Origin of the sequence: Brevibacillus sp. HB1.4B (genome assembly GCF_013284285.1) — a bacterium.
GTDB classification, from domain to species: domain Bacteria; phylum Bacillota; class Bacilli; order Brevibacillales; family Brevibacillaceae; genus Brevibacillus; species Brevibacillus porteri.
In genome coordinates, this window is the sequence record NZ_JABSUT010000005.1 from 119,551 (window position 1) to 146,124 (window position 26,574).

Annotated in this window: 30 protein-coding genes and 1 riboswitch; of the genes, 21 read left to right on the top strand and 9 right to left on the bottom strand. The window is 46.9% G+C overall.

Annotated elements, in window-relative coordinates; translation table 11 throughout:
- Positions 1–17: 17 nt before the first annotated feature.
- From HP398_RS13890 to HP398_RS13900, 3 genes are read right to left on the bottom strand one after another with little or no spacing between them, the layout of a single operon-like run.
- A complete protein-coding gene (locus HP398_RS13890; protein WP_173622879.1) occupies positions 18–1,196 on the bottom strand; it encodes a Ger(x)C family spore germination protein in 1,179 nt (392 codons plus the stop codon).
- Complete coding sequence (locus tag HP398_RS13895) at positions 1,193–2,575, bottom strand: spore germination protein (protein WP_173622880.1); 1,383 nt, start codon at positions 2,573–2,575, stop codon at positions 1,193–1,195. The genes HP398_RS13890 and HP398_RS13895 overlap by 4 nt, the downstream gene beginning before the upstream one ends.
- On the bottom strand, positions 2,565–3,665 hold the full coding sequence (locus HP398_RS13900) for a GerAB/ArcD/ProY family transporter (RefSeq protein WP_017251513.1): 1,101 nt from the start codon (positions 3,663–3,665) through the stop codon (positions 2,565–2,567). The genes HP398_RS13895 and HP398_RS13900 overlap by 11 nt, the downstream gene beginning before the upstream one ends.
- 151 nt (positions 3,666–3,816) lie before the next feature.
- Between HP398_RS13900 and HP398_RS13905 the strand changes: the two genes are divergently transcribed.
- The 11 genes from HP398_RS13905 to HP398_RS13955 all read left to right on the top strand — a co-directional run bounded on the left by HP398_RS13905 (position 3,817) and on the right by HP398_RS13955 (position 10,994).
- The gene (locus HP398_RS13905) at positions 3,817–4,908 is read left to right on the top strand and encodes a quinone-dependent dihydroorotate dehydrogenase (RefSeq protein ID WP_069848916.1); all 1,092 of its coding nucleotides are present in this window, start codon (positions 3,817–3,819) and stop codon (positions 4,906–4,908) included.
- A gap of 133 nt (positions 4,909–5,041) precedes the next feature.
- A riboswitch (cobalamin riboswitch) is annotated at positions 5,042–5,235 on the top strand.
- A gap of 143 nt (positions 5,236–5,378) precedes the next feature.
- Entirely contained in the window at positions 5,379–6,143 is a 765-nt protein-coding gene (locus HP398_RS13910; RefSeq protein WP_017251510.1) for an energy-coupling factor ABC transporter permease, read from the top strand.
- Entirely contained in the window at positions 6,140–6,424 is a 285-nt protein-coding gene (locus HP398_RS13915) for an energy-coupling factor ABC transporter substrate-binding protein (RefSeq protein ID WP_007718520.1), read from the top strand. Before HP398_RS13910 ends, HP398_RS13915 begins: the two co-directional genes overlap by 4 nt.
- Entirely contained in the window at positions 6,421–7,212 is a 792-nt protein-coding gene (gene cbiQ / locus HP398_RS13920; protein ID WP_017251509.1) for a cobalt ECF transporter T component CbiQ, read from the top strand. The genes HP398_RS13915 and cbiQ overlap by 4 nt, the downstream gene beginning before the upstream one ends.
- Positions 7,213–7,214: 2 nt before the next feature.
- Complete coding sequence (locus HP398_RS13925; protein ID WP_173622881.1) at positions 7,215–8,063, top strand: energy-coupling factor ABC transporter ATP-binding protein; 849 nt, start codon at positions 7,215–7,217, stop codon at positions 8,061–8,063.
- A 56-nt stretch (positions 8,064–8,119) separates the two neighbouring features.
- Positions 8,120–8,284, top strand: a complete 165-nt coding sequence (locus HP398_RS13930) for a hypothetical protein (RefSeq protein WP_167403227.1) — start codon at positions 8,120–8,122, stop codon at positions 8,282–8,284.
- Between the two features lie 303 nt (positions 8,285–8,587).
- A complete protein-coding gene (locus tag HP398_RS13935; protein WP_217368682.1) occupies positions 8,588–9,070 on the top strand; it encodes a hypothetical protein in 483 nt (160 codons plus the stop codon).
- A gap of 219 nt (positions 9,071–9,289) precedes the next feature.
- Positions 9,290–9,844 carry a delta-aminolevulinic acid dehydratase gene (locus tag HP398_RS13940; protein ID WP_173622883.1) on the top strand — a complete coding sequence of 185 codons (555 nt, stop codon included), beginning with the start codon at positions 9,290–9,292 and terminating at the stop codon, positions 9,842–9,844.
- Between the two features lie 167 nt (positions 9,845–10,011).
- The gene (locus HP398_RS30695) at positions 10,012–10,425 is read left to right on the top strand and encodes a hypothetical protein (RefSeq protein WP_371736752.1); all 414 of its coding nucleotides are present in this window, start codon (positions 10,012–10,014) and stop codon (positions 10,423–10,425) included.
- A 112-nt stretch (positions 10,426–10,537) separates the two neighbouring features.
- Positions 10,538–10,624, top strand: a complete 87-nt coding sequence (yjcZ, locus tag HP398_RS13950) for a sporulation protein YjcZ (protein ID WP_017251504.1) — start codon at positions 10,538–10,540, stop codon at positions 10,622–10,624.
- An 85-nt stretch (positions 10,625–10,709) separates the two neighbouring features.
- Positions 10,710–10,994 carry a hypothetical protein gene (locus tag HP398_RS13955; protein WP_017251503.1) on the top strand — a complete coding sequence of 95 codons (285 nt, stop codon included), beginning with the start codon at positions 10,710–10,712 and terminating at the stop codon, positions 10,992–10,994.
- 24 nt (positions 10,995–11,018) lie between these two features.
- On the opposite strand, the gene HP398_RS13960 is transcribed toward HP398_RS13955, so the two are convergent.
- Both HP398_RS13960 and glnA read right to left on the bottom strand, forming a co-directional pair.
- Positions 11,019–11,660, bottom strand: a complete 642-nt coding sequence (locus tag HP398_RS13960) for a L,D-transpeptidase family protein (RefSeq protein WP_371736753.1) — start codon at positions 11,658–11,660, stop codon at positions 11,019–11,021.
- A 187-nt stretch (positions 11,661–11,847) separates the two neighbouring features.
- A complete protein-coding gene (gene glnA, locus HP398_RS13965; protein ID WP_173623065.1) occupies positions 11,848–13,266 on the bottom strand; it encodes a type I glutamate--ammonia ligase in 1,419 nt (472 codons plus the stop codon).
- Positions 13,267–13,492: 226 nt separating this feature from the next.
- On the opposite strand from glnA, the gene HP398_RS13970 reads away from it, so the two are divergent.
- The 3 genes from HP398_RS13970 to HP398_RS13980 all read left to right on the top strand — a co-directional run bounded on the left by HP398_RS13970 (position 13,493) and on the right by HP398_RS13980 (position 16,705).
- Positions 13,493–14,422: a ketopantoate reductase family protein gene (locus HP398_RS13970; protein ID WP_173622885.1), complete on the top strand. Its 930-nt coding sequence runs from the start codon at positions 13,493–13,495 to the stop codon at positions 14,420–14,422.
- A gap of 59 nt (positions 14,423–14,481) precedes the next feature.
- The gene (locus HP398_RS13975) at positions 14,482–15,417 is read left to right on the top strand and encodes a 4-hydroxy-3-methylbut-2-enyl diphosphate reductase (protein WP_017251499.1); all 936 of its coding nucleotides are present in this window, start codon (positions 14,482–14,484) and stop codon (positions 15,415–15,417) included.
- Between the two features lie 67 nt (positions 15,418–15,484).
- Complete coding sequence (locus tag HP398_RS13980) at positions 15,485–16,705, top strand: MFS transporter (RefSeq protein WP_017251498.1); 1,221 nt, start codon at positions 15,485–15,487, stop codon at positions 16,703–16,705.
- Here HP398_RS13980 and HP398_RS13985 read toward each other — a convergent pair.
- Positions 16,695–17,084 (bottom strand): cupredoxin domain-containing protein, encoded by a 390-nt coding sequence (locus HP398_RS13985; protein WP_026043321.1) that lies wholly within the window; start codon positions 17,082–17,084, stop codon positions 16,695–16,697. The two genes, HP398_RS13980 and HP398_RS13985, sit on opposite strands and share 11 nt — an antisense overlap.
- A gap of 196 nt (positions 17,085–17,280) precedes the next feature.
- On the opposite strand from HP398_RS13985, the gene HP398_RS13990 reads away from it, so the two are divergent.
- Positions 17,281–18,897 (top strand): YcdB/YcdC domain-containing protein, encoded by a 1,617-nt coding sequence (locus HP398_RS13990; protein ID WP_254476106.1) that lies wholly within the window; start codon positions 17,281–17,283, stop codon positions 18,895–18,897.
- Here HP398_RS13990 and HP398_RS30950 read toward each other — a convergent pair.
- A complete protein-coding gene (locus tag HP398_RS30950; RefSeq protein ID WP_256436352.1) occupies positions 18,866–19,168 on the bottom strand; it encodes a cupredoxin domain-containing protein in 303 nt (100 codons plus the stop codon). The two genes, HP398_RS13990 and HP398_RS30950, sit on opposite strands and share 32 nt — an antisense overlap.
- A gap of 249 nt (positions 19,169–19,417) precedes the next feature.
- Between HP398_RS30950 and HP398_RS14000 the strand changes: the two genes are divergently transcribed.
- From HP398_RS14000 to HP398_RS14025, 6 genes are all read left to right on the top strand, one after another.
- Positions 19,418–21,052, top strand: a complete 1,635-nt coding sequence (locus tag HP398_RS14000; RefSeq protein WP_173622887.1) for a YcdB/YcdC domain-containing protein — start codon at positions 19,418–19,420, stop codon at positions 21,050–21,052.
- 16 nt (positions 21,053–21,068) lie between these two features.
- Complete coding sequence (locus tag HP398_RS14005; protein ID WP_017251493.1) at positions 21,069–21,611, top strand: RNA polymerase sigma factor; 543 nt, start codon at positions 21,069–21,071, stop codon at positions 21,609–21,611.
- Positions 21,592–23,049: a hypothetical protein gene (locus HP398_RS14010; RefSeq protein ID WP_173622888.1), complete on the top strand. Its 1,458-nt coding sequence runs from the start codon at positions 21,592–21,594 to the stop codon at positions 23,047–23,049. The genes HP398_RS14005 and HP398_RS14010 overlap by 20 nt, the downstream gene beginning before the upstream one ends.
- Before the next feature lie 143 nt (positions 23,050–23,192).
- Complete coding sequence (locus HP398_RS14015) at positions 23,193–23,540, top strand: PadR family transcriptional regulator (RefSeq protein WP_017251491.1); 348 nt, start codon at positions 23,193–23,195, stop codon at positions 23,538–23,540.
- Positions 23,540–24,229, top strand: a complete 690-nt coding sequence (locus HP398_RS14020; protein ID WP_173622889.1) for a permease prefix domain 1-containing protein — start codon at positions 23,540–23,542, stop codon at positions 24,227–24,229. The genes HP398_RS14015 and HP398_RS14020 overlap by 1 nt, the downstream gene beginning before the upstream one ends.
- Before the next feature lies 1 nt (position 24,230).
- The gene (locus tag HP398_RS14025) at positions 24,231–24,767 is read left to right on the top strand and encodes a DUF4825 domain-containing protein (RefSeq protein ID WP_254476108.1); all 537 of its coding nucleotides are present in this window, start codon (positions 24,231–24,233) and stop codon (positions 24,765–24,767) included.
- 112 nt (positions 24,768–24,879) lie between these two features.
- On the opposite strand, the gene HP398_RS14030 is transcribed toward HP398_RS14025, so the two are convergent.
- A complete protein-coding gene (locus HP398_RS14030; protein WP_017251488.1) occupies positions 24,880–25,887 on the bottom strand; it encodes an inorganic phosphate transporter in 1,008 nt (335 codons plus the stop codon).
- 19 nt (positions 25,888–25,906) lie between these two features.
- Complete coding sequence (locus HP398_RS14035; protein WP_017251487.1) at positions 25,907–26,524, bottom strand: DUF47 domain-containing protein; 618 nt, start codon at positions 26,522–26,524, stop codon at positions 25,907–25,909.
- Between the last annotated feature and the right edge of the window lie 50 nt (positions 26,525–26,574).

Genomic DNA, 26,574 nt, shown 5'->3' on the forward strand with positions numbered 1-26,574 from the left:
ACGGCAAGCAGTTTTTTTCATTCATTCGGCCCAAGCGGGTCAGGGTATTTGGCCGAACCCATCTTCATTTTTCCAGAATCACTTAAATACATATTCACCTGGATTTGGGTCAGGGAATCAGGTGTGAGCTTATTGCGCTTGCGTATTTCGTATTTTCGCCAAGCTTGGTAGTCTTTTTTAAACAAACGTTCCTCCAAGCTATACAGATCAACCCCTGCTTTGACTCCTTTTAGAAACGTCCCGCGAATTTGCTCGGCTACCTGTTCTTCGGAGTTTTTCCGTACGAAAGTAGGCGTAACGGCACTCATCATTTCACGAACGAACCCCTTTAGTCGGACATTGACCTGATAACGAGGTAGCTCTCCAGTGGTAATCGGAGTGATGTCCAATTCAACATGCTCGATGCGCATGGTTGCTTTGGGAGTGTTGTTTTGTCGCACAACGAGGCCAGCAAATTCCGTGTCACTATTCATCCACCGAATCCCCATTAAATCACGATTGGGGAAGTAACCCAGCCAATTTCCACGATGTATGGCGTGGATGCCATCGATGGAGAGACGAGAAATAAAACGGTTATTTTCTTTCCAGGATCGCTCGTACAGCGTGATGTTTGGCAATAACACGGTGTTTGATGGCTCCCAAAAGCTCGAGATAAACCGAAAAAATTGGATCGGCTCGATAAACGAACGCTGCTCGTAAACATCCTTTGGCTGATGCAAGAGAGAGTCCAATGGAGAAAATCCGACCAAAGAATGGGAGCTTAACACTTTGTCAATCGGCTCCCGCGTTCCGAATACCCACTTGGTGTAACGAATCAGACCGTATCTGTTCATAATATCGTGGGAGGTGATGACGCCCTTTTCCAAGAGCCGCTCATGAAATACGATGGAGGATACAAAGCCTAGAAATACAGGTACCTGTGCGTTTTTTTGCAAGTTATCAAAGGCAGACTGAAGCGTTTTCCCTTTTCCGATCGAAATGGTCGCTGGTGGCGATTGAAGGGTGGTTGATGACTCCTGCTTCGCGACGGTAGACAGATCGGTGGATTGGGCGTACATAACATACTCATTGTTGACGTAATCAATGCCCATGGCAGATAAATAGCGAAGGTCCTGAATGGCTTTCTGATCCCAGCAGCCGCTAAGAAGAGTCGTTGCCAACAGCAGCATAGCAGAAGCAATCCGCATGCATTTCATTTGTTATCGCCACCCTTAGCAGCTCTCGTCCGAAAAAAACTGGTCATGGACTTGAACAAGACAATGAACAGTGTAAACAAGGAGTTGGATGAACCCATCAAAATATACGATCTGCCAAAGGAGGTCAAGGTGGACAAGTAGTATACGATGGCAATCATCCCGAGGATAAAGCCGTACATGCCGATGGTTGCGGAAAGGAAGAAAACAGCGAAACGAGCCACGGTTACCGCACCGCTTAATGACTGATTGACCAGTGTGAAGGAGGCAACGACTGTAAGGGAGCCGATAAACAACATCGAAGGCGAAGTCAGGCCTGCACGAATGGAAGCATCCCCGATAATCAGTGCACCGACCAGTGCCAGTGTTTGCCCGACGTTTTTGGGCAGACGGGCGCCTGCCTCACGTAGAAACTCAAAAATGAACAAGATGAGAAATAGCTCCATCGGCGCGGAAAAGGGCAACCCTTTTCTTCCCTGCGTAACGGTAGCGAGCAATTGAAAAGGATATTGCTCTATATTATAGGCGGATAGTGCAATCCAGAAGCCAGGCAGAAAGATTGCGATCCAAAATCCACCTAGGCGCAGCATGCGTTCCAGCCATACATAGGTAACAGGGTACTGATCGTCTTCGGGAGATTTGATTAGTTCGAGTAAGGTTACAGGTGCCACGAGTGCCAAGGGCGAGCCGTCTACCAATACGACGACCTTACCTTGCAGCAGCATGTAAATGACATAGTCAGGGCGTCCAGTATAATCAACCAATGGAAACAGGGAGTGAGTGTTGTCGCTCAGTATCTTTTCCAGAATGGCGCTGTTCACAATTTTTTTTGAGGTACATTTGTGTATTCTCTCACGCATCATCTCTACCAGATCTTCAGATACCCCATCTGTGATATACATCATACCGATTCTTGTGCGCGAGCGCGTTCCGAGAATAAAAGGCTCATAGGCCAGAGTAATCGTTCGCATGCGCTTGCGAATGAGAGCAACGTTCGTGGAGAGATCCTCGACGAAGCCGTCCCGAGGACCTTTGATCGAAATCTCTGTATTAGATTCTTCAGGAGTGCGCTCTGGACGATTGGAGATGTCCCAGGCAAACGGAGGAGAGTCACCAATAAAAATCAGCAAATCTCCTGCAAACAGTCTCTCAATCCACAACTCTGGGTTCGTGAAGAGCGGGAAAAGAGGCAGAGAACGCAAATCACCAATAGCCAGGAATCGCTCCAATTGCGGCAATGCCGTATCTTGTAATTGACGAACGTCTGCCAGTCCTTCGCAATAAAGCATCAATACAGGCTGGTCCTCGGATGTGACCGTGCGCATAAAAACGACGTCCGCACAATGCGCGAATTTTTCCCGCAGTTCCTCTTCAAGGGTCATGGCCTATTCCCTCCTGTTTGGATGGCTTGCGCAGAGTAACCAGCATGAGTGCGAGAGTAATCACAACGATAATGGCTAAGTAAAGCGGATAGTATACGTGCGTCAGAAAGGATACAAACTGCATGTCACTGTAGGGGAGGCTGGTAAAGGCGATCATGCTTCCACCTAGAAATATCATCATGAAGTTGCGCTGTTTTCGGTTACGGATCGTGAGTAAATCTCCCAAGAGCAACAAGCAAATGGTGATGCGTATAAAAGCCCCAGCGAGCCATTGAAAAATGGAGAAAAACTCCATGTTCTCGATGTCTTTTCCAATTGTGAGCAGCCGCCATTGCTCAAATGCCGGAAAGCGTTGGCGTGCAGACTCCACTGGTCCAAATTCCGCAATAGCTCCTGTCAACGGACTGAGTGTCAGCACAAGCGTGATGCCGAGCATGACCAAAAAGTGTACGAGGCGCAATGGCTTACGTACGTGAGGTTGGAGCAATAGTAGCAGGAACATCTCTGAAATGCCGCCACCTACATAGAGCATCCCGTGAAAAAGAGGACGATACCCATGCTGGAAAAGTGGCATCAAAAGACTATAATCCTTTTTAGGAATATTGCCAAAAGCGACGAAAAATCCAAGCATAACCACGATGGGCAGCAAGATTCCTGCTGTGATTCCTACAGAGGTTATTCCACCAATTGCAGCGAGTATACATAGTCCCATTAAGGCTAAGGCGGTCACCCACTCTGGTGTTCGAGGCAAGTAGTTGACGGTCGTCCATGTCTGGGTATCGATCAGATTGGTTAGGGCCATCATGTACAGGCAGACCATGATGGGGATGAGTAACAGATGGCTGACGATTTTTCCTGAGCGTTGGGCGAGCCATTCATGCAAAGAACGTTGCTTCATATTTCGATTAACCACAAACAGCAAGTACGCCCAGAAGGAAAAAGGGATACCAGCAAGCAACACGCTCAACCAAGCATCTCTTCCGGCTTTACTCAATAAGAGGGGGATGACGGTTACGTGGTTCGTAATGCCGATCGTCAGCATCATCACCATAATGGCTTGACCAATCCCGATTTTTCCGTCCACTTTCATGAAGACTTATCCCCCTGTACGTGGTGGTGCTGTTAGGATTTGCCTGCTTGCTTGGAAATATGTATCAACGTATAAAGGTTACATCCGCCCGAAAAAGTATGGTATTCTACTATGAGGTAAAAAGGTAGAAACGGAGTAAGGAGTGCAGCCGATGTATCAGCTCATAAGAAAATATCTGTTCCAGCATGATGCGGAAGAGATTCATGAAAAGACAATTGGTGCCTTAAGACTGGTGGAGGATTCTGCTCCAGGCAAAAGCATCCTGAAGATGATCTATCAGGTAAAAGACCAGCGGTTGGAGAATAAGCTGTGGGGAATGACGTTTCCGAATCCAGTCGGACTTGCAGCCGGTTTTGATAAAAATGCGGAAGTCTATCATGCGTTGGGTGCTCTTGGTTTTGGGTTTGTGGAAATCGGGACGTTGACACCGCAGGGGCAGCCAGGCAATCCGAAGCCGCGTTTGTTCCGATTGCCGGAACATCAAGCTGTCATTAACCGGATGGGCTTCAACAATCACGGTGCGTATTTGGCTTCCCAGCATTTGGTCGATTACGCATACTCAGATGTTCCAATTGGGATTAACATTGGGAAAAACAAAGTAACGCCGAATGAAGAGGCGGCCATCGACTATAGCAAATGTATGGACATGCTCTATGCATACGGTCACTATTTCGTCATTAACATCAGCTCTCCGAATACCCCGAATCTGCGTGACTTGCAGGAGACAGAGAGCTTGCGTCATTTGGTGCGTGCAGTAAGGGAAAAGGCAACCGAAATGGAAGCACGTTCCATCAAGAAAAAGCCGATTTTGCTGAAAGTAGCACCAGACATGTCGGATGAGCACATGCGCGATGTTGTTCACGCTGCTGTTGAAGAAGGCATTGCCGGAATTATCGCTACCAATACGACACTGTCACGCGAGGCGGTTTCCGGACATCGTTTTGCCGAGGAAGCGGGCGGCTTGAGCGGAAGACCTCTTACGGAGCGTTCCACTGCTTGGGTGAAGGAGATTTATCAAGAAGTAGGAGACAAGGTACCCATCATCGGTGTCGGGGGCATTTATAACGGCGAAGACGCCTACGCGAAAATCCGAGCAGGAGCCAGTCTCGTTCAGGTGTATACGGGGATGATTTATCAAGGCCCAGGTATCGCCAAGCAAATTAACAAAAAGCTACTCAAGCTCATGCAGCGCGATGGTTTTAAACATATTAGTGAAGTAATTGGCGTAGACGCAAAAGAATAGATAGAACAAGTACGCATAGGTCGATGGCTCCGTTTGTAGTGGGGCATCGGCTTATGCGTTTTTGCTTATATTCTTCCGATTTATGTAGTGATCCGTTATAATGATGTGGGACAAACATGAATTGTCTGTCAACTTCATATGATCGGCGTTAGGTGCCTTTATGTGACGCATAAAGGGTAACAGGGAATCGGGTGAAAGTCCCGAGCGGTCCCGCCACTGTAACCAGGGAGCTCTCTTTGAGAAGGAAACCACTCATTTTTGTATGGGGAAGGACAAAGAGCGTATGGATCTGGAAGCCAGGAGACCTACCTAGTAGCCACACCCACAAAACCTTCGCGGAAAGGAGCGGTGAATACGAGGCAATGAGGCTGTATGTCAGTCTGTTGTTTTGTGTGCACATCTCGTCCATTGATGGATGGGATTTTTTTGTTTGTAGGAAAAGAACGAAAGTCAGTGAAGGAGGAAGGAACATGAATCGATCTCGTCTCGTATCTACTTGTTTGATGATCGCGGGCTTTGTCCTGTATTTCCTGCTCAATGAACCAGAGACAGGACATGCGATGCACATCATGGAAGGGTATTTGCCATTATCCTGGGCCTTATTTTGGTGGGCTGTCTTCTTGCCATTTTTTATTCTTGGGATTCGCTCGATTAACAAGATTGTAAAAGAACATCCCGAAATGAAGCTCCTTATTGGTGTTGCAGGAGCGTTTGCCTTTGTTTTATCTGCACTGAAAATCCCTTCAGTTACAGGCAGCAGCTCTCACCCGACTGGAACGGGCCTTGGCGCCATTATGTTTGGGCCTTTTGCGATGTCTGTGTTAGGGAGCATGGTGCTCTTGTTTCAAGCCTTGCTTTTGGCACATGGAGGTTTGACTACGCTAGGGGCAAATGCTGTATCCATGGCAGTAGTAGGACCACTGGTGGCATACGGAATCTATCGGGTGATCATGAAAGTGCGCGGAAGCCAGCGTCTGGCTGTTTTTGCGGCGGCTGCCTTGGCTGACCTCGCTACCTATGTGGTGACTTCGATTCAACTGGCACTCGCATTTCCAGCTGAATCTGGTGGAGTGTTGGCCTCGTTTGCCAAATTCGCAGGAATTTTTGCATTCACGCAAGTTCCGCTCGCAATCAGTGAAGGTCTGTTGACCGTTCTTGTTTGGAACTGGTTGTTATCTTACAACGCAAAAGAGCTTACACAGCTTCGTTTGCTCAAACGGGAGGAATCGCTGTGAAAAAAGGATGGAACTGGCTATTACTCTTGGGGGTAATCGTACTGGCGATTGTCCCACTGTTGCTGGTGCAGGATTCGGAATTTGGCGGCGCAGACGGCGTGGCGGAGGAAGCGATCAAGGAAATTGCTCCGAACTACGAACCGTGGTTCCAGCCGCTGATAGAACCGCCAGGGGGAGAGACGGAGAGCCTATTGTTTGCGGTGCAGGCGGCGTTGGGAGCGGGAGTGGTTGGCTACGCCGTGGGCTTATACAAAGGTCGGTTGGATAAGCGGAAAAAATGAACGGGCTGCAGCTTGATTCTCTCTCTTATCAAAACAGGCTGAAACGTCTGCCGCCAGCTCATAAGCTCTTGCTGGCGAGTGCATTGTTACTGCTCGTCTTGGTGGGACATGTATGGATGCAGATGGCCGTCGTTGTTTGGATGACGGTATGGGTAGTGGTGTATGCCCGTATACCTGTCCGTATCTATTGTGCCTTTATGATCGTGTCGCTCTCGTTTTTCGCGGCGGGGCTCCCTGCCCTATTGGTAGAAGGGGCGAAAGCAGGCGAAGTACAGGTCCAGGTCGCGGCAGCATGGGAGTTGGGTTCGTATGTGCTCTATGTGCCGACGTCATCATTCAGTAAAGTTTGGATCTTATTTTGGCGTACCATGGCGAGCTTATCTTGCTTTGCCTTCATTTTGTTTACCGTGCCGTTTGCCGAAATCTTGCAGGTGTTTCGCCGACTTCGTATGCCTGTCCTTGTGACTGATTTATTAATGATCATGTATCGGTTTATTTTTGTGTTAGTAACGATTTCTCACCAGCTCTGGATTGCCCAACGTTCGCGTGGAGGTCATCGCGGCTTCCGAGCGACGCTTCGGGATGCAGGGGTTCTCGTTGCGCAATTGTTTGTCAGAGCGATGCGCAAATACGAAGCCTTGCATAAAGGAATGGCGGCTAGAGGCTTCGGGGAGAGCATGCAGGTGCTCGCGTTTCATACCCATGCTCGTTCGCGACGCTATGAGTGGGAGTCAATCGCAGGCTGTATGCTGCTGGTGCTGCTTGAGTGGTGGACAGGAGGTTGGTAGTTATGACATCACGGTTGTTGGAGTTCATCGATTTGCAGTACACGTATCCAGGAGGGCGGGGACCCGTCCTGTCTGGGCTGTCCTTATGGATTCCAGAGGGGAAAAAATGTGTCCTTTTGGGACGAAACGGCTGTGGGAAGTCTACCTTGTTCTTGCATGGGAACGGGATCATCGAGCCACAGAAGGGACAGGTGCTGTGGAAGGGGAAACCGCTTGTCTACAAACGAGCCGCACGACAAGAGATGACGCAAAAGGTAGGCTTGGTCTTTCAAGATCCCGAGCATCAGCTGATCGCAAGTACGGTCGCAGAAGATATATCCTACGGTTTATGCAATCAAAAGCTGCCTACGGAAGTCATCCGGGCAAAGGTAGAAAAAGTGCTGGATGCATTCGGGTTGAGAGAGCTGGCAGAAGCTCCGATTCATCATTTGAGCCTGGGACAAAAACGGCGTCTGGCACTCGCGGGGGTCATGGTCATGGAGCCAGAGCTTTTGCTGTTGGACGAGCCTACTGCTTATCTGGATCGCTATCAGACTAAAAATTTGCTGCGGGAGCTCGATGCGATTCACCGGCAAGGAACGACTGTTTTGATGGCGACACATGATATGGATATCGCGTTTGAATGGGCAGAGTGGATTTGCATCATGGATGAAGGCAGGCTTGTTTTCGCGGGAGATCCGCAGGAGGCATTGGAAAATAGAACCATGCTGGAGAGTCTTCATCTGGGTATGCCGTTGCTTGTTGATGTGTGGGAGGCACTGCCTGAGCAGTGGAAGCGTGAACTTGGCGGAAATATTCCACGCTCGGTCGACGAGCTGCGAAAAATGCTCAGTGTTCAGCAGGTGTGGTGAATGGAGTGGCGGCTTTCGGGCAAGCTAACCCCAAAAAGCCATGGAGGTACGCTGGTATGGAACAAGACTCTGTCATGAGTACATCGGTCCCGAATCACCAGGAAAAAGGAATTTCACGTAAGGTGAAGGATGAACTGATGTATCAAGTATTGGAGAAAGAGATGACTACCGTCGAGCAGGAAAAGAAGATAAAAGATGATTATTTAAAGGGAAAGGCGTAAGCTCGCGCCAAGAAGCCCTTCTCGCCACATCAAGGCGTGAAGGGCTTTTTTCATGGAATGATCCCCGTACCCACCCTCGACCCTGCCGGAATTTTCAACATGAACCCTGTTGAAGGGGGACGTGTTCGCCTTTTGCAGACAGACTACCGACTTCCATGCCCTCTTACGTATGGTAAAATTTGATTCTCGCTGAAAAAGTAAGAAGATTGTGCGGATTTTGTAGGGATATGTCCATTCATCACGAATAACGTAAAGAAGGCACTTACTTACAATGGGGGAAGTGATGAGGTTGTGATTTCAACTTTGAATAAGACGCTATGCGTTCAGCAACTCGTAGAAAAATTAAGAGACAAGCAGCTTCTTCATGTACCAATCGCTGATCTTCAAGAATCCAATAAAGCATTGTTTGAATACGTCAATCAGCTCAATGACTCGATTGCGATCATTCCGACCACGATTAATTCTGTCATTACCGGCGTCATCCGCTTCCAGGAAGGCTACTTTATTACCTTGGGCATGCTCATTTGGAAAGACGCTAACAAAAAAGGGGCGTTCAAAGAAGGGACATTTCTTTTTTACAAGCATGACGCTCATGATTCGATTGAGGATTGCGTCCACATTACCAATTCCATCGAAAATCACAATCTGATGGAAAGCTTGTTCTTTGCGTGCTGCGAGAGCAAGGATGGCGACTCCGTGCTTTCCTATTCGCATATCGAGCATGCGATTACATACGGAGAGCTGTATCGTGACATGAAGACCAAAATCAAAAAAGGGTTTGCGTAATCGCTGCAAAACGAGGGGCGGAAAAACTTTACATGACATGTTACGAGTGATATACTGCTATAAATTTTAAAAATTTCCAATTGAAGAGGAGTTTACCTATATCATGATGATGAAGAAGTAACGTCTTGCCATCCACCAGTTGGCCCGACCCCCTCCATGTAAATGGTTTTGTCTACCCACAAATAAAAACCACTTACAACAAAATGGAGGAATATCACGATGAGTAAACCTGAAATGAATGTTGCCTTAGTAATTGGTCCGGATACGGATCTGGACAGCCAAGCAATCCGGAATACACTTGAGTATTTTGGAGCGCGAGTCTTTACGTACTGGATTGGTCGACCGAGCGATTTGATTGATGTATTGAATGGTAGCGACCTCTACCCAAATACCGACATGATTGTTCTGAATTTCCATGGGGATGAGGGAAGCCTCATCATGCCAGAGCTGGGCGAGGACGTATACGAGGAAGGAGAACCAAAGGGTGATTTTGGTCCTGACGACGTTAGACGTTTTGCCAAGCTAGATGGAAAAATCGTGTTAGGTAACGGATGCTCGCTTGGTGATCCTGAATTAGCGAAGGCCTTTCTGGACAGTGGTTGCCATACGTATATCGGGCCAGATGATTACCCGGACGGAAATTCTGCGCTGATGTTCGCCCTGCGCTTTTTCTACGAGGTAATTCAAAACAAGAAAAGCGTGGAAGAAGCTTTTCGAATCGCAAAAGCAACGGATGAAGAAACCGAGATGTATCAGCTTTATGTAAAAGAGTAATGTCAACGCAAAGGGAGCCTTTTTTGAGGCTCTTTTTGCATTCTTATGCCCGAAAAGATTCGTCTTTGTCGAGAAATGTCAGGTTGTTATTCTTGTTGAGAGGAATATTTTGAATTATGGTAGGGGAGATTCATTTTAGTTAAGGGGGTCCTTTTTCTTTGAAGAAAATGTCTTTTTTTATAGTGGCTTTCGCTATCATGTTGGCTGGATGTAGCTCCGGGCCATCAACGGATACGGCAGCAAATTCACCCGCAACGCCAACTGCTACGGCTCCAGCACCTGAGGCAACCGCGCCAGCAACACCAGCTTCACCTACACCAGAAGCGACTGCTCCTGCGGCGACAGAGAAAGCAACGATCACGAAGAGTGAATTTGAACAGATTGAAAATGGGATGAGCTTTGAGGAAGTAAAAAAAATAGTGGGCGGGGAAGGTGAACTGCTCGCTGAGGTTGGTAAAGCAGGAGAGGAAGGACACACGATCGTCTACATGTATGAGGGAGAAGGGACGATTGGAGCAAATGCGAATTTTTCTTTCCGAGGTGGGATTCTGCAAGTAAAATCGCAAATCGGACTGCAATAGGGTGAAAAAGGGCGTAGGCAAATGCTTGCGTCCTTTTTCTATTAGGTGAGTGTACAGGCAAATCATGAGAAATGTGCATACAGTAGGGTGTCTAAGGAAAGGGGGAGGCAGAATGGGTTTCTTTAATGGCTTTGATGACTTTGCTCTGATCCTAGTTCTGTTTGTTTTGCTTGTCATTGTCGGATGTGATTGTGATTAGGAAATGGGTTTAAGCAAAAGAGTAATGCAAAGGGACATATGATCCCTTTGCATTATTCATTTATGAAACGAGGTGAGAATGAAAAGTGGCTAGACAAATGAATGGCTTTAGCCCTGAATTTGCGGATTGGCTGAAATCAAATAAGGTCTCGATCAGAAAGCTACAGAAAAATCCTGAATCCCTTGGGCAGTATTATCAAGAGTGGTCAAAAACGAGCCGTCGGACGAGAAAAGAGTCTCGACCACCACGGCTTTCTAATCTAAATCTTGATATAGGCACAATCCTCAATGGTGTAAAAGTAGCAAACGAGGTATTCAAAACTTTCCAAGGAACGAATGGGATTGGAAGTATGTTTAGAAGGTTTATGTAGTGGAAACACGAACCGTGCCAGGATTTATTCCACTAATCCCAACTCTTCATAAACCTTGCTTGATACAACGCCGTTTGGCTTTAATTTTCGATCCCGTTGAAATTTCTTTAGAGCTGTAGTTGTCGAGGATCGAAACTTGCCATCGCATACCCCGTGATAATAACCAGCGCTCTTTAATCGAGATTGGATGAGCTGTACATCTCCACCAACGTCGCCTTCCGCTAAATTTCTAGGATCATGGCTTGGGTCCCCCAATATATGCCCATAAATCGTGACTTTTGTTCCGAGTGGAGTCATCTTGAATAATTCGATTACGTCTTTGTTTCTCATACGAATACAACCGTGGCTCAAATGCTGGCCGATTGAATGAGGCTTGTTTGTGCCGTGGATGCCATATATTCCCCATGGGACGTTTAACCCCAGCCATCTCGGACCAAAAGAGGGTCCCCAATCTTTTCCTTTTGCTATGATTTTATATTCTCCAACAGGTGTAGGTGTAGAGGGATTGCCAACTGCAACCACATAGGTTTTCAATACTTTCCCATGCTTTCGGATGATCAGCTGATGTTTTCTCGGATAGACCTCAATTGAATATATACCTTGATCGCTTATGATTGGTAACGAGTGATCGGCGTAAGCCATTTTCTGACCGATAGCGGCTGACATGCTTATGGTCAGAAGAAGAATGGCAGACCCTTGTATGAGAGAGCGAGTTATCTTTTGAATCAACATAATCAATGCGCATCCCATCATCTGTTTTTCGCAATACGCTTTTAATTTGTGATGGGGAGTGGCCTTTTATTCGAATGCATAAGAAAGCCCTCCTCATCAGAGAAGGGCTTTTTCCTGTAACTTATAGGTCGTAATACAGCTCATATTCTTTCGGATTCACAGTCCGTTCCACTTGCTCAATCTCACCGCGTTTTTGTGCAATCCAACCTTCAATTACTTCTTTTGTAAAGACATCCCCTTCGAGCAAGAAGTCATGGTCTTGTTCAAGTGCGACAAGTGCTTCTGCGAGAGAGCCGGGAGCGCTCTTGATTTCGTGTTTTTCTGCATCGGACAAGTCGTAGATGTTTTTATCCAATGGTCCAAAGCCCAGTTCACGCGGGTCGAGCTTGCGCTTGATACCATCGAGGCCAGCCATCAGCATGGCAGCAAAAGCCAAGTACGGGTTAGCCGTAGAGTCCGGGGTGCGGAACTCAATACGGGACGCTTTTGGCGTAACGGCAGCAATCGGAATCCGAACGGCAGCAGAGCGATTTCCTTTGGAAAAGACCAAATTCACGGGTGCTTCGTAGCCGGGAACCAGACGCTTGAACGAGTTGGTGCTTGGGTTCGTCAAAGCGATCAGTGCAGGGGCGTGGTGCAAAATGCCACCAATGTAGTGCAGCGCAGTCTCACTTAGGTTTGCGTAACCGCCTTGCTCATAGAACAACGGGGTATCGCCGTTAAACAAGCTTTGATGAACGTGCATCCCTGATCCGTTGTCTCCAACGATTGGTTTTGGCATGAAGGTAGCAGTTTTGCCGTGTTTGGCTGCTACGTTGCGCACGATATATTTGAACAGCAATAAATTGTCTGCTGTACGAGTCAGTGTATCGAAGCGGAAATTAATCTCACCTTGACCGGCTGTTGCCACCTCGTGGTGATGGCGCTCTACATACATGCCGCATTTCGTCATCAACGTGCACATTTCATTGCGGATATCCATTTGGGAGTCGGTTGGTTGAACAGGGAAGTATCCGCCCTTGTTGCGTACTTTGTAGCCGAGGTTTTGTCCTTCTTTACCTGTGTTCCAGAAAGCTTCTTCAGAATCGATGTGGAAGAAGGAGCCGGATGGACCAGAGGCATAGCGTACGTTGTCAAAGAGGAAGAACTCGGATTCTGGACCAAAGTAAGCAGCGGTAGCGAGGCCGGATTGTTGCAGATAGGCTTCGGCCTTGAGGGCAATGCCGCGAGGATCGCGTGTGTAGACGGTGTTGTCTGGATTGACGATGTTGCAGATGATATTCATGGTTTTGGCTTCTACGAATGGATCGATGAAGGCGGTTGCCGGATCGGGCATCGCTACCATGTCGCTTTCTTCAATGGACTTGTAGCCGATTAGACTGGAGCCGTCAAATGCGACGCCATTACGGAAAGTTCCTTCATCTACCGCGTAGGCAGGAACGGTGACATGGTGTTGGCGGCCGAGCAGGTCAACGATGCGAAAATCTACATATTCCACTTTTTCTGTGTCAATTGTGGACAAGACTGTTTTCATATCCAACATGATTCACTCCATTCACGAATTAAAGTTATGAATTCATTATCAACGTTCGGTTTTTGCTTGATTTCTATATTCCGAATTATATCGACAATTCTCATTGTTCGTCAAGAGGTTTTCTTACGTTGAATGTCAGAATTTCTAACATTATATTGTGGGGTTTAGAAAATGGTTACTTTTTAATAAAATGTAGACAAACCATGACTTATAAACGCGGAGGCGATATTGGATGAAGGTTCTCGTACTGGGAGCGGGGGGCATTGGCGGTTATTTTGGTGGCAGGCTGGTTGAGTCGGGGGTAGATGTAACGTTTCTTGTGCGCGAACGTAGATACAAACAGCTGCAGGAGCGAGGCTTGCGCATTCAGAGCATTCATGGGGATTTGCTTTTGGAACAGCCACAACTGATTCAAGCAGGTGAGGAAGCAGGACCTTTTGATGTTGTGCTATTGTCCAACAAAGCTTACACGTTGGAAGATAGCATCGATGCCATCGCTCCGTACATAGGCGAGGACACGGTCGTCATTCCGCTATTGAATGGAATTGCGCACATGGAACTGTTGTGGGATCGTTTTGGCCGGGAGCGTGTGCTCGGGGGTCTTTGTTTCATTGAGACGACGCTGAATGCTGACGGAGATGTCGTGCAGACAAGTCCAATTCATGATACGGTTTTCGGGGAGTGGGAGGGCGGCAAAAGCGAGCGTGTCGAGCGGATCGAGCAAACCTTTTCCAAGATCAACGGGACGATCCGTGCCAGCGCAAATATTCAACGGGAAGCCTGGCACAAATATTTGTTTATTGCGACGTTTTCCGGTATTACCACGCTGATGAATTCCGCTGTCGGTCCAATCCGGGAATCGGCTTGGGGCGTAGAGTTGACTCGTCAACTCGCTGAGGAAATCGTTTCTGTCATGAACGCCTTGGAGGCACCGATCAAGCCAGATATCGTCGACAAGCAGATGGAGACTTTCCAGAATCAGCGTCCTCAAACGAAATCTTCGATGCTGCGTGATATGGAAAAAGGTCTTCCGGTGGAAGCGGATCATCTTCAAGGCTATCTCATGGAGCGAGCGGAACAAAAAGGCTTGTCCACGCCGCTCTTAAAAGTTGTCTACAATAATCTGAAGGTTTACGAACAGAAGCGTGCAGGAGACAAATAAGGTATAATACGGGGTGAATGTCTTTCGCTCACGCATTATAAAAAGTAGGAGGGGTAAAGATGGAAGTCATCAAGATTTCCCCCCGTGGATATTGTTACGGTGTAGTGGATGCCATGGTCTTGGCACTGCGAACAGCGCAAAACTTTGACTTGCCCCGCCCGATTCACATTTTGGGCATGATCGTACACAATGCTCACGTCGTCGAGGCGTTTGAAAAACAAGGGATAAAAACATTGGATGGAGAGGATCGACTGGCTCTTTTGGATCAGGTCCATGAAGGAACGGTAATCTTCACTGCCCATGGCGTGTCTCCTGAGGTACGCAAGAAAGCGCGCGATAAAGGCTTGACCGTCGTAGACGCGACTTGCCCGGATGTAACGAAGACACATGATTTGATCCGTGAAAAAGTAGCAGAAGGCTACCATGTGCTCTACATCGGCAAAAAAGGACATCCAGAGCCAGAGGGTGCGATGGGAATCGCGCCGGATCACGTACATCTAGTTCAAAAGCTGGAAGAGCTGGACGCGCTCGATCTGCCGACAGACAAGCTGATCGTAACGAACCAGACGACCATGAGCCAATGGGATGTCAAACATCTGATGGACGCCATTCTTCAGCGTTTTCCAGGTGTGGAAGTGCATAATGAAATTTGTCTCGCAACACAGGTTCGTCAGGAAGCTGTAGCGGAGCAAGTTGGAGAGGCAGATTTGTGCCTCGTCGTAGGCGATCCGCGTAGCAACAACTCCAATCGTTTAGCACAGGTCTCAGAAGAAATCGCGAATGTTCCCTCGTATCGTATCGCTGATTTGTCTGAACTGGACATTGAATGGCTGCGTGGAAAGAGAAATGTGGCGGTTACTTCTGGTGCTTCGACGCCGACTCCATTGACGAAGGAAGTCATCTCCTTCCTGGAGCAGTTCGATGAATTCAATCCGGCTACATGGGAGAAAAAACGCACCGTCAACATGGCGAAAATATTGCCAACGGTAAAATAAATAATAGAGGCATGCTCTGCGTTATGTTTTCTTACACGGTTAATGAACCTCAAAATAGGAGAGTTATATGCCAGAATCACTTTCCGGTATAGGGCTGGGGGGCGCAAAAGGCAGATACGTAAGTCTTTGCGCCCTTTATCTTTTTATTTACTACGGGTTTGGCGCTTTTGCTCCGCTCATTACACAATACTACGAATCCATCCATCTAACTGGGACCCAAATCGGTCTCATCAGTGCAGTCGCGCCGATTGTATCCATTGTGGCACAGCCGATGTGGGGTATGATCTGTGATCGCTATCAAATTCGCAAAACTGTGCTGATTCTGACATTGATCATCACCGGCTTGGTGGGACTTCTCTTTACGGGTGTTTCCACCTTTGTTTACGTATTTTTGCTCTACATACTACTGTCGTTTTTTCAAAGTGCCGTTGTTCCTATCTCAGATAGCTTGGCTCTAGGTTATGCAAAGGGACATGGCATGCAGTTCGGCGACATTCGCTTGTGGGGAGCTATCGGCTTTGCACTAGCGGCATTCATCACAGGTATTCTCGTCGAGCAGTGGGGGCCACATGCTCTTTTTTACTCGTTTTGCTTGGCGTTTCTGATTGCCATTCTGTTTCTTCGGAAGGTTCCGGAAGAAGTGACAGAGGCTTCGCGGTTTCGCGTCAGTATGCTTGCAGGGATCAGAGATTTGGCGCGAATTCCGCGATTTGCGTTGTTTTTGATCTCATCGTTCTGCATGATGGGCTCTGTAAACGCCAATAATATTTGGTTTTCCCTGTTTTATCAGGATATCGGAGGGACCATTGCCGGAATCGGTCTTGCCTTCTTGTTGTTTGCAGGCAGTGAGGCTCCTTTTATGAAACTGGCGGGTTATATTGTCCGCAGGTGGGGGCTGGAGTTGACACTCTTGCTATCTGCGATTTTTTGCGCGATGCGCTGGTTCTGGTATAGCTCAGCTCCGAGTACCACTGCCGTGATTGCCATGTTCTTTGTGCAAGGGATTTCAGTAGGCTTTTATTTGGCGACAGCAGCCCAATTTGTGCGCGAAAATACGCCCGCATCCCTTCAGGTGACGGCGTTAGCCATCTTCTTTTCAGTAGGAGGCGGGCTTGGTGCGATGTTTTGCAATTTGGTAGCAGGGTGGATCAAAGATTCGTTTTCGGTGCTAGCCATTTATTTGTTTTTTGGAATGATCACCGCGATCGGGATTATTCCTCTACTCATGATAAAATTCGGACGGTGGAAGCAAATCTCACCAGACGAAGAAGTGCAGGCTAGTCAATGACGAGCATGCCTTGGAAGCCTGTTTCCGGATAGCCAGGTGCGTCTGATACGAAATGATACCGACCGCGTTTGACGGCTGAAAACTGTAAAAGAGTCGATTGGGTCGGCTTTAGCTCTGTGGATGTAAGGTTCAGATCACGAATGGATAGATTGTGAGGGCGCGTATCGGTGTTGACGATCATCAACGAGACTCGCTCTCCTTCGTGTGCGGTCAATTGATTAGGCAAAAAGCCAGCGCTAGAAATCGTAACGGTATGTGTCCGTGTCGCGACAGCGTACGAAGCGGGCAGGCGATGGTAATGATGCGTCCAAAGTAGCGTTAATGTCACAGCCAGAGCGATGATTGGATAACGAAGCAGCCGATACCAGTGACGAGACATTGTGCTTTCAACTCCTTTGAGGACAATAGCTTGGGAAGTTATTATTATCCTGTCCTCGGAGTGAGGGGGATAAACACTTTTTCCCTATTCGATTGATGATTGATTCAACAGCCTTTTTTTATTTTGTATTTTTTGTAACCTTTTGGTATTTTTTACGATTAATTAACGTTGAAAAAAATACGGGAGGATGTAAATGATGAAAAAGCTGAATAAAGTGATTTTTTCGCTAACAACTGCAACTCTACTTGCTACTACGCCAATCTATCTGACGAATAATGGTCAAGTGCTGGCGGAGGAGAGCAAGGCAAAGGAGCTTACACCTGAATGGAAAGTGAAGGTAGAGCTTGCAATCCAAAAGGTAAAGGAAAGGCTGCCATATTTAGCCGATTTTTCTTACAGTACGCTTAAGATTTTAGAAAAAAATGATGGAACAAATCGTATAACCATCATCTTGCAAACGTCCAAGGAGAAGAAGAAACCGTCTTTTGAATTCAGTTTGGATAAACAAGGGAATCCCAAGGGGTTTAGCTACGACGAGGAATTTCCCGAAGAAGGAAGGCCGAAGATTGAGCATGACAAGGTAGTCAGCATAACAACAGATTTTATGAAGCAATGGTACGGAGCAGATATGGGTGGCTTCAAATATAACCCTAATTATTCGGATCAAAATGAAGCTTTGTTTACGAAACAGGTAAACGGTCTTCCGTATCTGAATATCAATGTTCGTCTAACCGTAAACAGCAAGGGGGAAGTCATATCGAAAGGGAAAGGCTTATACGGGCTCGGGGGCGATGATGCACCTGCCCTCGAAGATTTGAAGTTTGCTGATCCAAAGGAAGCCATATCCAAGGATCAGGCTGAAAAAGCCTTCGCCAAACACCTGAAGCTCTTTTATTTGAAAAAGCCAGTAGAGGGATGGGAAGAGAAAACGAAGGAATACTTGTATGGCTCTCCTACCTTACGCTACAAATCGGAATTCTCGGAATTTATCGATGCCAAAACAGGCATGGAAGTTCCTCATTATGATGGTTCGGGGAGTGCATATAACCCCATTGTCAGAGTGAATCCTGATGGTAAGGAAGTTACCGTAAAGACGACAGAGGAAGCAGCAGCTATGTTCGCTGCTTTCGGGATCGAGAGCAAAGCTGAAAAAATAAAAGAAGGCATTTCAGAAGATACGAAAGGTAAGGAATATATACATGAAATCAATAAAGAGTTTGAGGCTATCATTATAACGGAGAAAGAAACAGGACGATTCATGAGCTACGGTATGGTTGACAAGAAAAAGAAAGAAAGAGAATACCCTGAAGAAGATCCAAACGGAAAGAAATGGCTAACGCCAGAAGAATCGATGAAACTAGCTATTGCTGCGCTGGAAAAGTACGGACCAAAGCATTTAAAAGAAGTGATGCCGATTGGGACAGCAGAGTTTCGGCAGAGAGGCGCTGAGCAGGGCTTCAAGTTTGTAAATGTGCACGAAGGGATTCCCGTTCTGGATGATGAGATTTATATCAGAATAGACCGTATCACGGGAGAGGTGATAAGTCTGCGTATGACGGATGTATCTTGGGAACCACTCATTCTGCCTGACCCCAAAAAGGCTGTATCACATGAGCAGGCGCTAAAGGAATACTTGAAAGTGCGTCCACTGGAGCTGCAATATCTCACACCGGATACCGATATTTTGTCGGATAACCCAAGCTATCAACCCATTCTGGTGTACAGAACAGCCATATCTCTAGACCACCGAGAAATTGATGCCCTAACCGGCAAATTTACTACTACAGCTGAATTTTATTCCAGTCCGTACTAAGGCAGAAGGCTAACCCGTGCAGGAGGATATCGAGCAGCGGATCAGCGACTTTCTGCTCCATTTTACCGGCAACCAGATAGTCAATGACGAGCATGCCTTGGAAGCCTGTTTCCGGATAGCCAGGTGCGTCTGATACGAAATGATACCGACCGCGTTTATCGGCTGAAAACTGTAAGAGTGTCGATTGAGTCGGCTTCAATTCTGTGGATGTAAGGTTTAGATCACGAATGGATAGATTGTGAGGGCGCGTATCGGTGTTGACGATCATCAACGAGACATTTTGTTTTCAACGCCTTTGAGGGCAATAGCATGGGAAGTTACTAGTATCCTGTCCCCGGAGGGGGATAAACACTTTTTCCCTATTCGATTGAAGAAGGAGTGGAAAAACGTATCTCTCCCTGTCATGCAAAATAAAAAAGACTGTTGATATTGATTCAACAGCTTTTTTATTTTGTATTTTTTGTAACCTTTTGGTATTTTTTACGATTAATTAACATTGAAAAAATACGGGAGGATGTAAATGGTGAAAAAGCTCAATAAGGTGATTTTTTCGGTAACAACTGCAACTCTACTTGCTACTACGCCAATCCATCTGACGAATAATGGTCAAGTGCTGGCGGAGGAGAGCAAGGCAAAGGAGCTCGCACCTGAATGGAAAGTGAAGGTAGAGCTTGCAATCCAAAAGGTAAAGGAAAGGCTGCCATATTTAGCCGATTTTTCTTACAGTACGCTTAAGATTTTAGAAAAAGATGATGGAACGAATGATATAACCATCATCTTGCAAACGTCCAAGGAGAAGAAGAAGCCGTCTTTTGAATTCGGTTTGGATAAACAAGGGAATCCCGATTGGTTTAGCTACGACGAGGAATTTCCCGAAGAAGGAAGGCCGAAGATTGAGCATGACAAGGTAGTCAGCAAAGCAACAGATTTTATGAAACAATGGTATGGTCCAGATATGGGCGGCTTTGCCTATAACCCTAACTATTCAAGGGACAACGAGGCCCATTTTACAAAATTGGTAAACGGACTTCCGTATCTGAATATAAATGTTCGTCTAACCGTAAACAGCAAAGGAGAAATTATTTCGAAAGGATCAGGTTTACATAAATATAATCTTGGAGACGATGCACCCGCCTTGGAAAATATGAAGTTTGCTGATCCAAAGGAAGCCATATCCAAGGATCAGGCTGAAAAAGCCTTCGCCAAACACCTGAAGCTCTTTTATTTGAAACAGCCAGTAGAGAGATATGACGAGAAAACGAAGAAATACTTGTATGGCTCTCCTACATTACGATACAAATCGGAATTCTCGGAATTTATCGATGCCAAAACAGGCGAGGAAGTTCCTCCTTATGTCGGTTCGGCGAACGGTTCGGGGAGTGCATATAATCCCATTGTCAGAGTGAATCCTGTCGGTAAGGAAGTAACCGTAAAGACGACAGAGGAAGCAGCAGCTATGTTCGCTGCTTTTGGGATCGAGAGCAAAGCTGAAAAAATAAAAGAAGGCATTTCTGAAGATACAAAAGGTAAGAAATATACACATGAAATCAATAAAGACTTTGATGCTGAAATTGAAACGGAGGAAGAAACAGGACGATTCATGAGCTACCGTGTGGTTGACAAGAGAAAGAAAGAAATAAAATTCCCTAAAGAAGATCCAAACGGAAAGAAATGGCTAACGCCAGAAGAATCGATGAAACTAGCTATTGCTGCGCTGGAAAAGTACGGACCCAAGCATTTAAAAGAAGTGATGCCGATTGGCAAAGCAGAGTTTCAACAGAGAGGCGCTGTGCAGGGCTTCAGGTTTGTAAATGTGCACGAAGGCATTCCCGTTCTGGATGATGAGATTTTTATCAGAATAGACCGTATCACGGGAGAGGTGATAGGTCTGCATATGGAGGATGTATCTTGGGAACCACTCATTCTGCCTGACCCCAAAAAGGCTGTATCACATGAGCAGGCGCTAAAGGAATACTTGAAAGTACGTCCACTGGAGCTGCAATATTTCACATCAGATGCCGATATTGAGTCGGATAACCGAAACTATCAACCCATTCTGGTGTACAGAACAGCTATATCTCTAGACCACCGAGAAATTGATGCCCTAACCGGCAAATTTACTACTACAGCTGAATTTCATTACAGTCCGTACTAAGACAGGAGGCTAACCCGTGCAGGAGGATATCGAGCAGCGGATCAGCGCGATCTATCATGCTCACTATCAGGACGTTTACTACTTTCTGCTCCATTTTACCGGCAACCAGAATGATGCCGAGGATTTGACGCAGGAGGTTTTTACGAGAGTGTTAAAAGGGCTCGCCGGATTTGATGGCAGAGTCACTCTGAAAACATGGCTCTTCTCCATTGCCAAGCATGCGGCGATCGACCAGCATCGCAAGCAGAAGGTCAAGTCCTTTTTCTCAGAAAACTGGCTGATGAAGCTGGCGACCAAGGAAGGGGGTCCGGAAAACGTCCTGACCAAGAGGGAAAACGTTCGTGAGCTGAAGCAAGCGATCCAAAAGCTAGCGCCCCATTATCGTCTGGTTCTGATTTTGCGCTGCATCGAGGAATACAGCGTCAAGGAGACGGCAGAAATCCTGGGTGTATCGGAATCCAAGGTGAAAGTAAACACCCATCGGGCATTAAAGCTGGTCAAAGAAATGATGAATGATACGGAGGAAGGGGGCTTTCTAAATGAGTGGGCTAGAGGATGAGAAGCTGACGGTCCAACTGCGAGGGTTAAGAAGGCAAGACCCACCCCCTCGTCAGGAATTTGTCACCTATTTGGATCAGACGCTGGTTAAACAGGCAAGGCAGATGAAGCAGAGGAAAAAAGTGGGCCGTATCTTGTCGATGGCAGGAGGTGCAGCTGCAACTGTCGTATTGGCTCTCTTGGTAGCTGTGCCTGACGGAAAAGAAGCACCAGAGGGGACCAGCAGTGTACGTACGGAGCAGCGTACAGAGAATGCGCCTTCACTGGCAAAAGAGAAGGACATACCGGAGCAAAGGAATATTCCTCCTGTTACCGAGCAGCGGAAAATAAGCCAGGTGAAAGAACAGCCCAAACAGAAAGAACAGAGTGTCATTACGCAATCACAATCGCTCCCAAAAAGCCAAATACTGCCCAAAACGGCAACCACGGCTAGCAATACGCCAACGCTGTCTGTCGAGCAATATATGAAGCAGAAATTAGGCGAAAAGAGTAAGCAATATCAACTCGCTTCTAACCATCTGGAAAAAGATACGGCTGTTTTTCAACGCGTCATTAACGGTATACCGTTCGCCGACAGTGTCGTGAAGGTTCCCTTGGAGTCAGATGGATCACCAGCGGGTATGGTCATTGAGGAGAATCTCGATGCAGAAGTGGATCTCTCGCTATTTCCCAATCCAGAAAAAGCAATTTCCAAAGAGGACGCAGTACAAAGGCTGACAGCCAGCTTGAAGCAAGAAGAAGTAGCGACTTTTGCGGGCTATATCAACGCATTGAACGGGGAAGTCCTCGATCGTCGTTTTCAGAGCGTGGCGGCAACTGGTAGCTATAGCCTCATCCCGATTCAGGCACAAGGTAAGCTGCTCATGGCCAACTCAGATGAGGAGATAGCCTCTCTGATCCAAAAAGAGTTCGGTGTACGTATCGAAGAGGTTAACCGTCCATTATCAACAGAAGAACAAGAATCGCACATGGAATATACGTGGAAAATGACAGATGCTACTTATCTCACTGCGAGGTTTGCCAAGAAATCTGGTCAACTGCTGGCGTATCGGATGAAAACAAATACGGAGTCACATACTTCCCCGGAGCTGTCCCAAGCAGAAGTAGCCCAAATCGGTGCCAAAAAACTGGCGTACTATTTGCCAAGACAAATCACACAGCTTGCAATGGAGGGCGCGGCGGTGGAAGACTCAGCAATCAGGCTAGACTTCATTGCCATTACACAAGGAGCAAGAGCGGAGAGTCACAGGTATAAGGTGTGGGTGGATAGCACCAGCAGACAGGTAGTAGGCCTGGAAGGGAATTTTTCAGAGATAGGCGAGTCATCTACAGAACCTAACAAGGAGAATAGTCCCTCACTGGAACTGCTTTATGTTTGGCCGGAATTAAACGGAAAACGGACGCCAGCACCCTATCTGGTGTACCAGGTGAAACAATAAAACGACTGGGCTGCCTATTTGTTCAAGACCATCTCAACTTTTTGAGTGGTCTTGTTTTTTTTGTGTGAGTAGAAGAAATTTAACACATATTACTCTGACACACATAGTAATATGTGTTATGCTATAGTTGCGAGGTGAACGAGATGAGTGATAGTAGTATCAGCAGTGACATTATCCGCGGTCATATCGATACGATTATTCTCCGTGTCCTGTGTGACGGCGATAACTATGGGTACGAAATCATCAAAGCCATTTTCAAAAACAGCGGCGGTCGCTACGAACTGAAAGAGCCTTCCTTGTATACCAGTCTGAAAAGATTAGAGTCACACAAGCTGATCGCTTCGTACTGGGGAGATGAGAGCCAGGGGGGCAGACGCAAATATTATCAGGTGACAGAAGCAGGCAGAGAGGCGTACGAAAAAGCGCTGGCATCCTGGAAAGTCGCCAAAGAATTGATTGACCAGCTCATCGAAAGGCGGGAGGAAGTGTGATGGAGAATTTACAGCACTATGTCGATCAATTGTTTCAAAAATATAGAGGAAGTAAACAAATCGAGGAGCTCAAATGGGAAGTATTGAGCAATTTGGAGGCAAAGGTCGCCGACCTGGTTGCAGATGGGCTATCACTGGATGAAGCGGTGAAAAAAGCAAAGGCCAATCTCCCTTCGATTGATTCGATTGTCGGAGAACGCCGCAAAGTCTACATACTTCCACTCCTGCAAGAACTGCTGCAGCTCGGATTGCTGTACACACTCATTGCCTGGATTGTGACTATGCCACTGCGAATTTGGGGCATGGGTATCTTTTTGAACTATGGTCTGTTTGCGATTTGCATACTCATCGGAATCATTTATTTGATTTTGCTGGGGATCAACCGACCGGCTTCTACGCAAAATTTGACCAGTATGAATGTCCGGTCTGCCTTTTTGCTGCGGAAAACGGGCTGGATGCTTTGGGCGCTTTATATTGTCGGGACACTCGTTTTTACGACTGCGCTCTATTTTGGGAGCAATCTATGGTTTTCAAAGCCAGTGAATCTTACTGGACCGTATCAATTCGCTAACATTGCCGTAGCGTATGCGCTGCCTTTTCTCTCCATACTCATACCACTATGGCTCCACGCCATTCCGCGGCTGATTTTGAAATACGATGCAGGGGAAGGTGACATCATTGCGAAATAAAATGATTCTTGCCTTGGTTCTCATCGGGGTTGTCCTGTTCATGGTCATTCAGATCGTAATTATCCCGGAGAACGAAGCGCAATCAGAGCAATATCAATTAGCTCAGCAAAGCCCGCTGACTCACGATTTGGCATCCATTTTGCCATACAAAAACAAGTACATGGGCGCTACTTCGAATTTGGTCATGTTCAAACATCTGCCGTTGAGTCATCTCAAGCGCACCTTTCAGCTCCGTCCGGAGAAGTTTACGATTGAGATTCATTACGAGGACATGACGACCGACGTCGAGGCGAAATTGTTCAAGCAAACGATGCTGTATAACTCCGTGTCAGCCTTTGCGCTGGTAGACAATTTGCAAACCGTAGAATATCGTTTTTCTGATACGACGATTGTTGCCACACGAGTTGCTATTCAAGGCCTCTTTGGTGAGGATTTGGCATCGCTTTTGACAAAAGAAAAATGGAGTACAAGCGTGCAGGACAAATTGCGGGATGACACGTTTGTAGAAGAAGGCATAAAGGTTCTTACGAAAAAGTAAAAGACGGGCCATGCAGGCAGCAAAAAACACAAGGAGTTCTTGGGGAAATATAATATTTGATGAGGGACGTAAACGAAAAAAGGGGCGAGCCTGTTACTCGTCCCTTTTGCTTTTAGATAAATACATGCAGCAACAAATACGTAGCTGCAGCGAGCAAGGCAGAGATAGGCAGCGTAATAAACCAGGTGATCACAATGCGTTTGGCGACGCCCCAATTGACGCTTTTCAGCCGTTTGGCTGCGCCGACCCCCATGATCCCGGAAGAGATGACATGGGTAGAGCTGACAGGCAATCCTAGCTGCGTAAAGGTAAAAATGATCGTGGACGAGGTGAGATCGGCAGTTGCACCATTGATTGGTTCGATTTTGGTGATTTTGCCCCCGACCGTCTTGATGATTTTCCAGCCTCCCACAGAGGTTCCCAAGCCCATCGCGAGGGCACAAATGAACTGCACCCAGAAAGGAATGGTGCTTGTATCTGCATGCAGGTCAGCGGCTACGAGAGCGAATACGATAATGCCCATCGCTTTTTGTGCGTCATTGGTTCCATGTGTAAAGGATTGCAGGGCCGCCGTGAAAATCTGAAAGAGGCGAAAACCCCGATTGACCCTGGTAGGGGGGATCATGATCCGACTAAAAATGAAATAAACCAAATTCATCATGAGGTAAGCAGCTACCAGCGCGATAACCGGTGACACAATGAGCGCCTGGAAGATTTTTAAAAAACCAGCCCAGTTGATTTGCGCGCTCCCGGCGGAAGCGAGGACTGCCCCTACGAGTGAGCCGATGAGAGCGTGAGACGAACTGCTGGGGATACCGTACCACCATGTAATCAAATTCCAAAGGATCGCAGACAGGAGAGCAGCCATGACTACAAGCACTCCGAATTCCAGCTTGGCTGGATCGGCGATATCTCCACCGATCGTTTTGGCGACCCCGGTAAATGTCAGGGCACCGATAAAGTTCATGATAGCTGCCAGACCAATGGCAATCTTAGGTGGGAGAGCTTTGGTGGATACGGTGGTTGCAATGGCATTGGCTGTATCGTGAAATCCGTTAATAAAGTCAAAGGAAACAGCCAGGATGATAACCGCAATAACTAGAGGAAGGCTCGTATGCATGAAAGTAGGTCTCCTTGGTTTAAGAGTTGCCCATGATCACAGATTCCATCGCATCCGCGACATCCTCACAATGATCCATGACATCTTCCAGCACTTCGTACACCTCTTTGAGCTGCATGATGTGAATTGGATCGCTAGAGGTTTTGAACAATTGCCGGATGCTCCCCCTCACCAATTCATCCCCTTCGCTTTCTAAATCGTTAATGCGGATGATGTACTCCTTCATAGCGGACAGCTTTTGCTTTTGGAGCAGCTCGATGGCGAGAAGAATTTGCTTGGTAGCGTCTTCGATGAGTTCCCCGAATCTCACCATCGTTTCATCTGCTTCCATGATGTCGTACATATAGAGTCTCGAAGCACAAAACTCCAATCCGTCCAGTACGTCATCCAGTTTGACGGCAAGGTCCAGGACGTCCTCACGCTCGATGGCGGTAATAAATGTCTTGTTGATTTGCACAATGATTTCATGGATGAGCTTGTCGCCTTTTGTTTCGTACTCTTTCATTTCTGTAGAAAAGGTTTTGACAGTCTCCAATGAAGTAATCTTGTATTCATTAAAATAGATCGCTGTTTGATGCACATTTTTCGCAATCTCATACAAGTCATCCAAGAGTGCGTCCGATTTGGTAAAAAGCATAAACAAACCTCCACTTCGAAAACCCGAATAGGAGTATTTTGAGTGGAGGA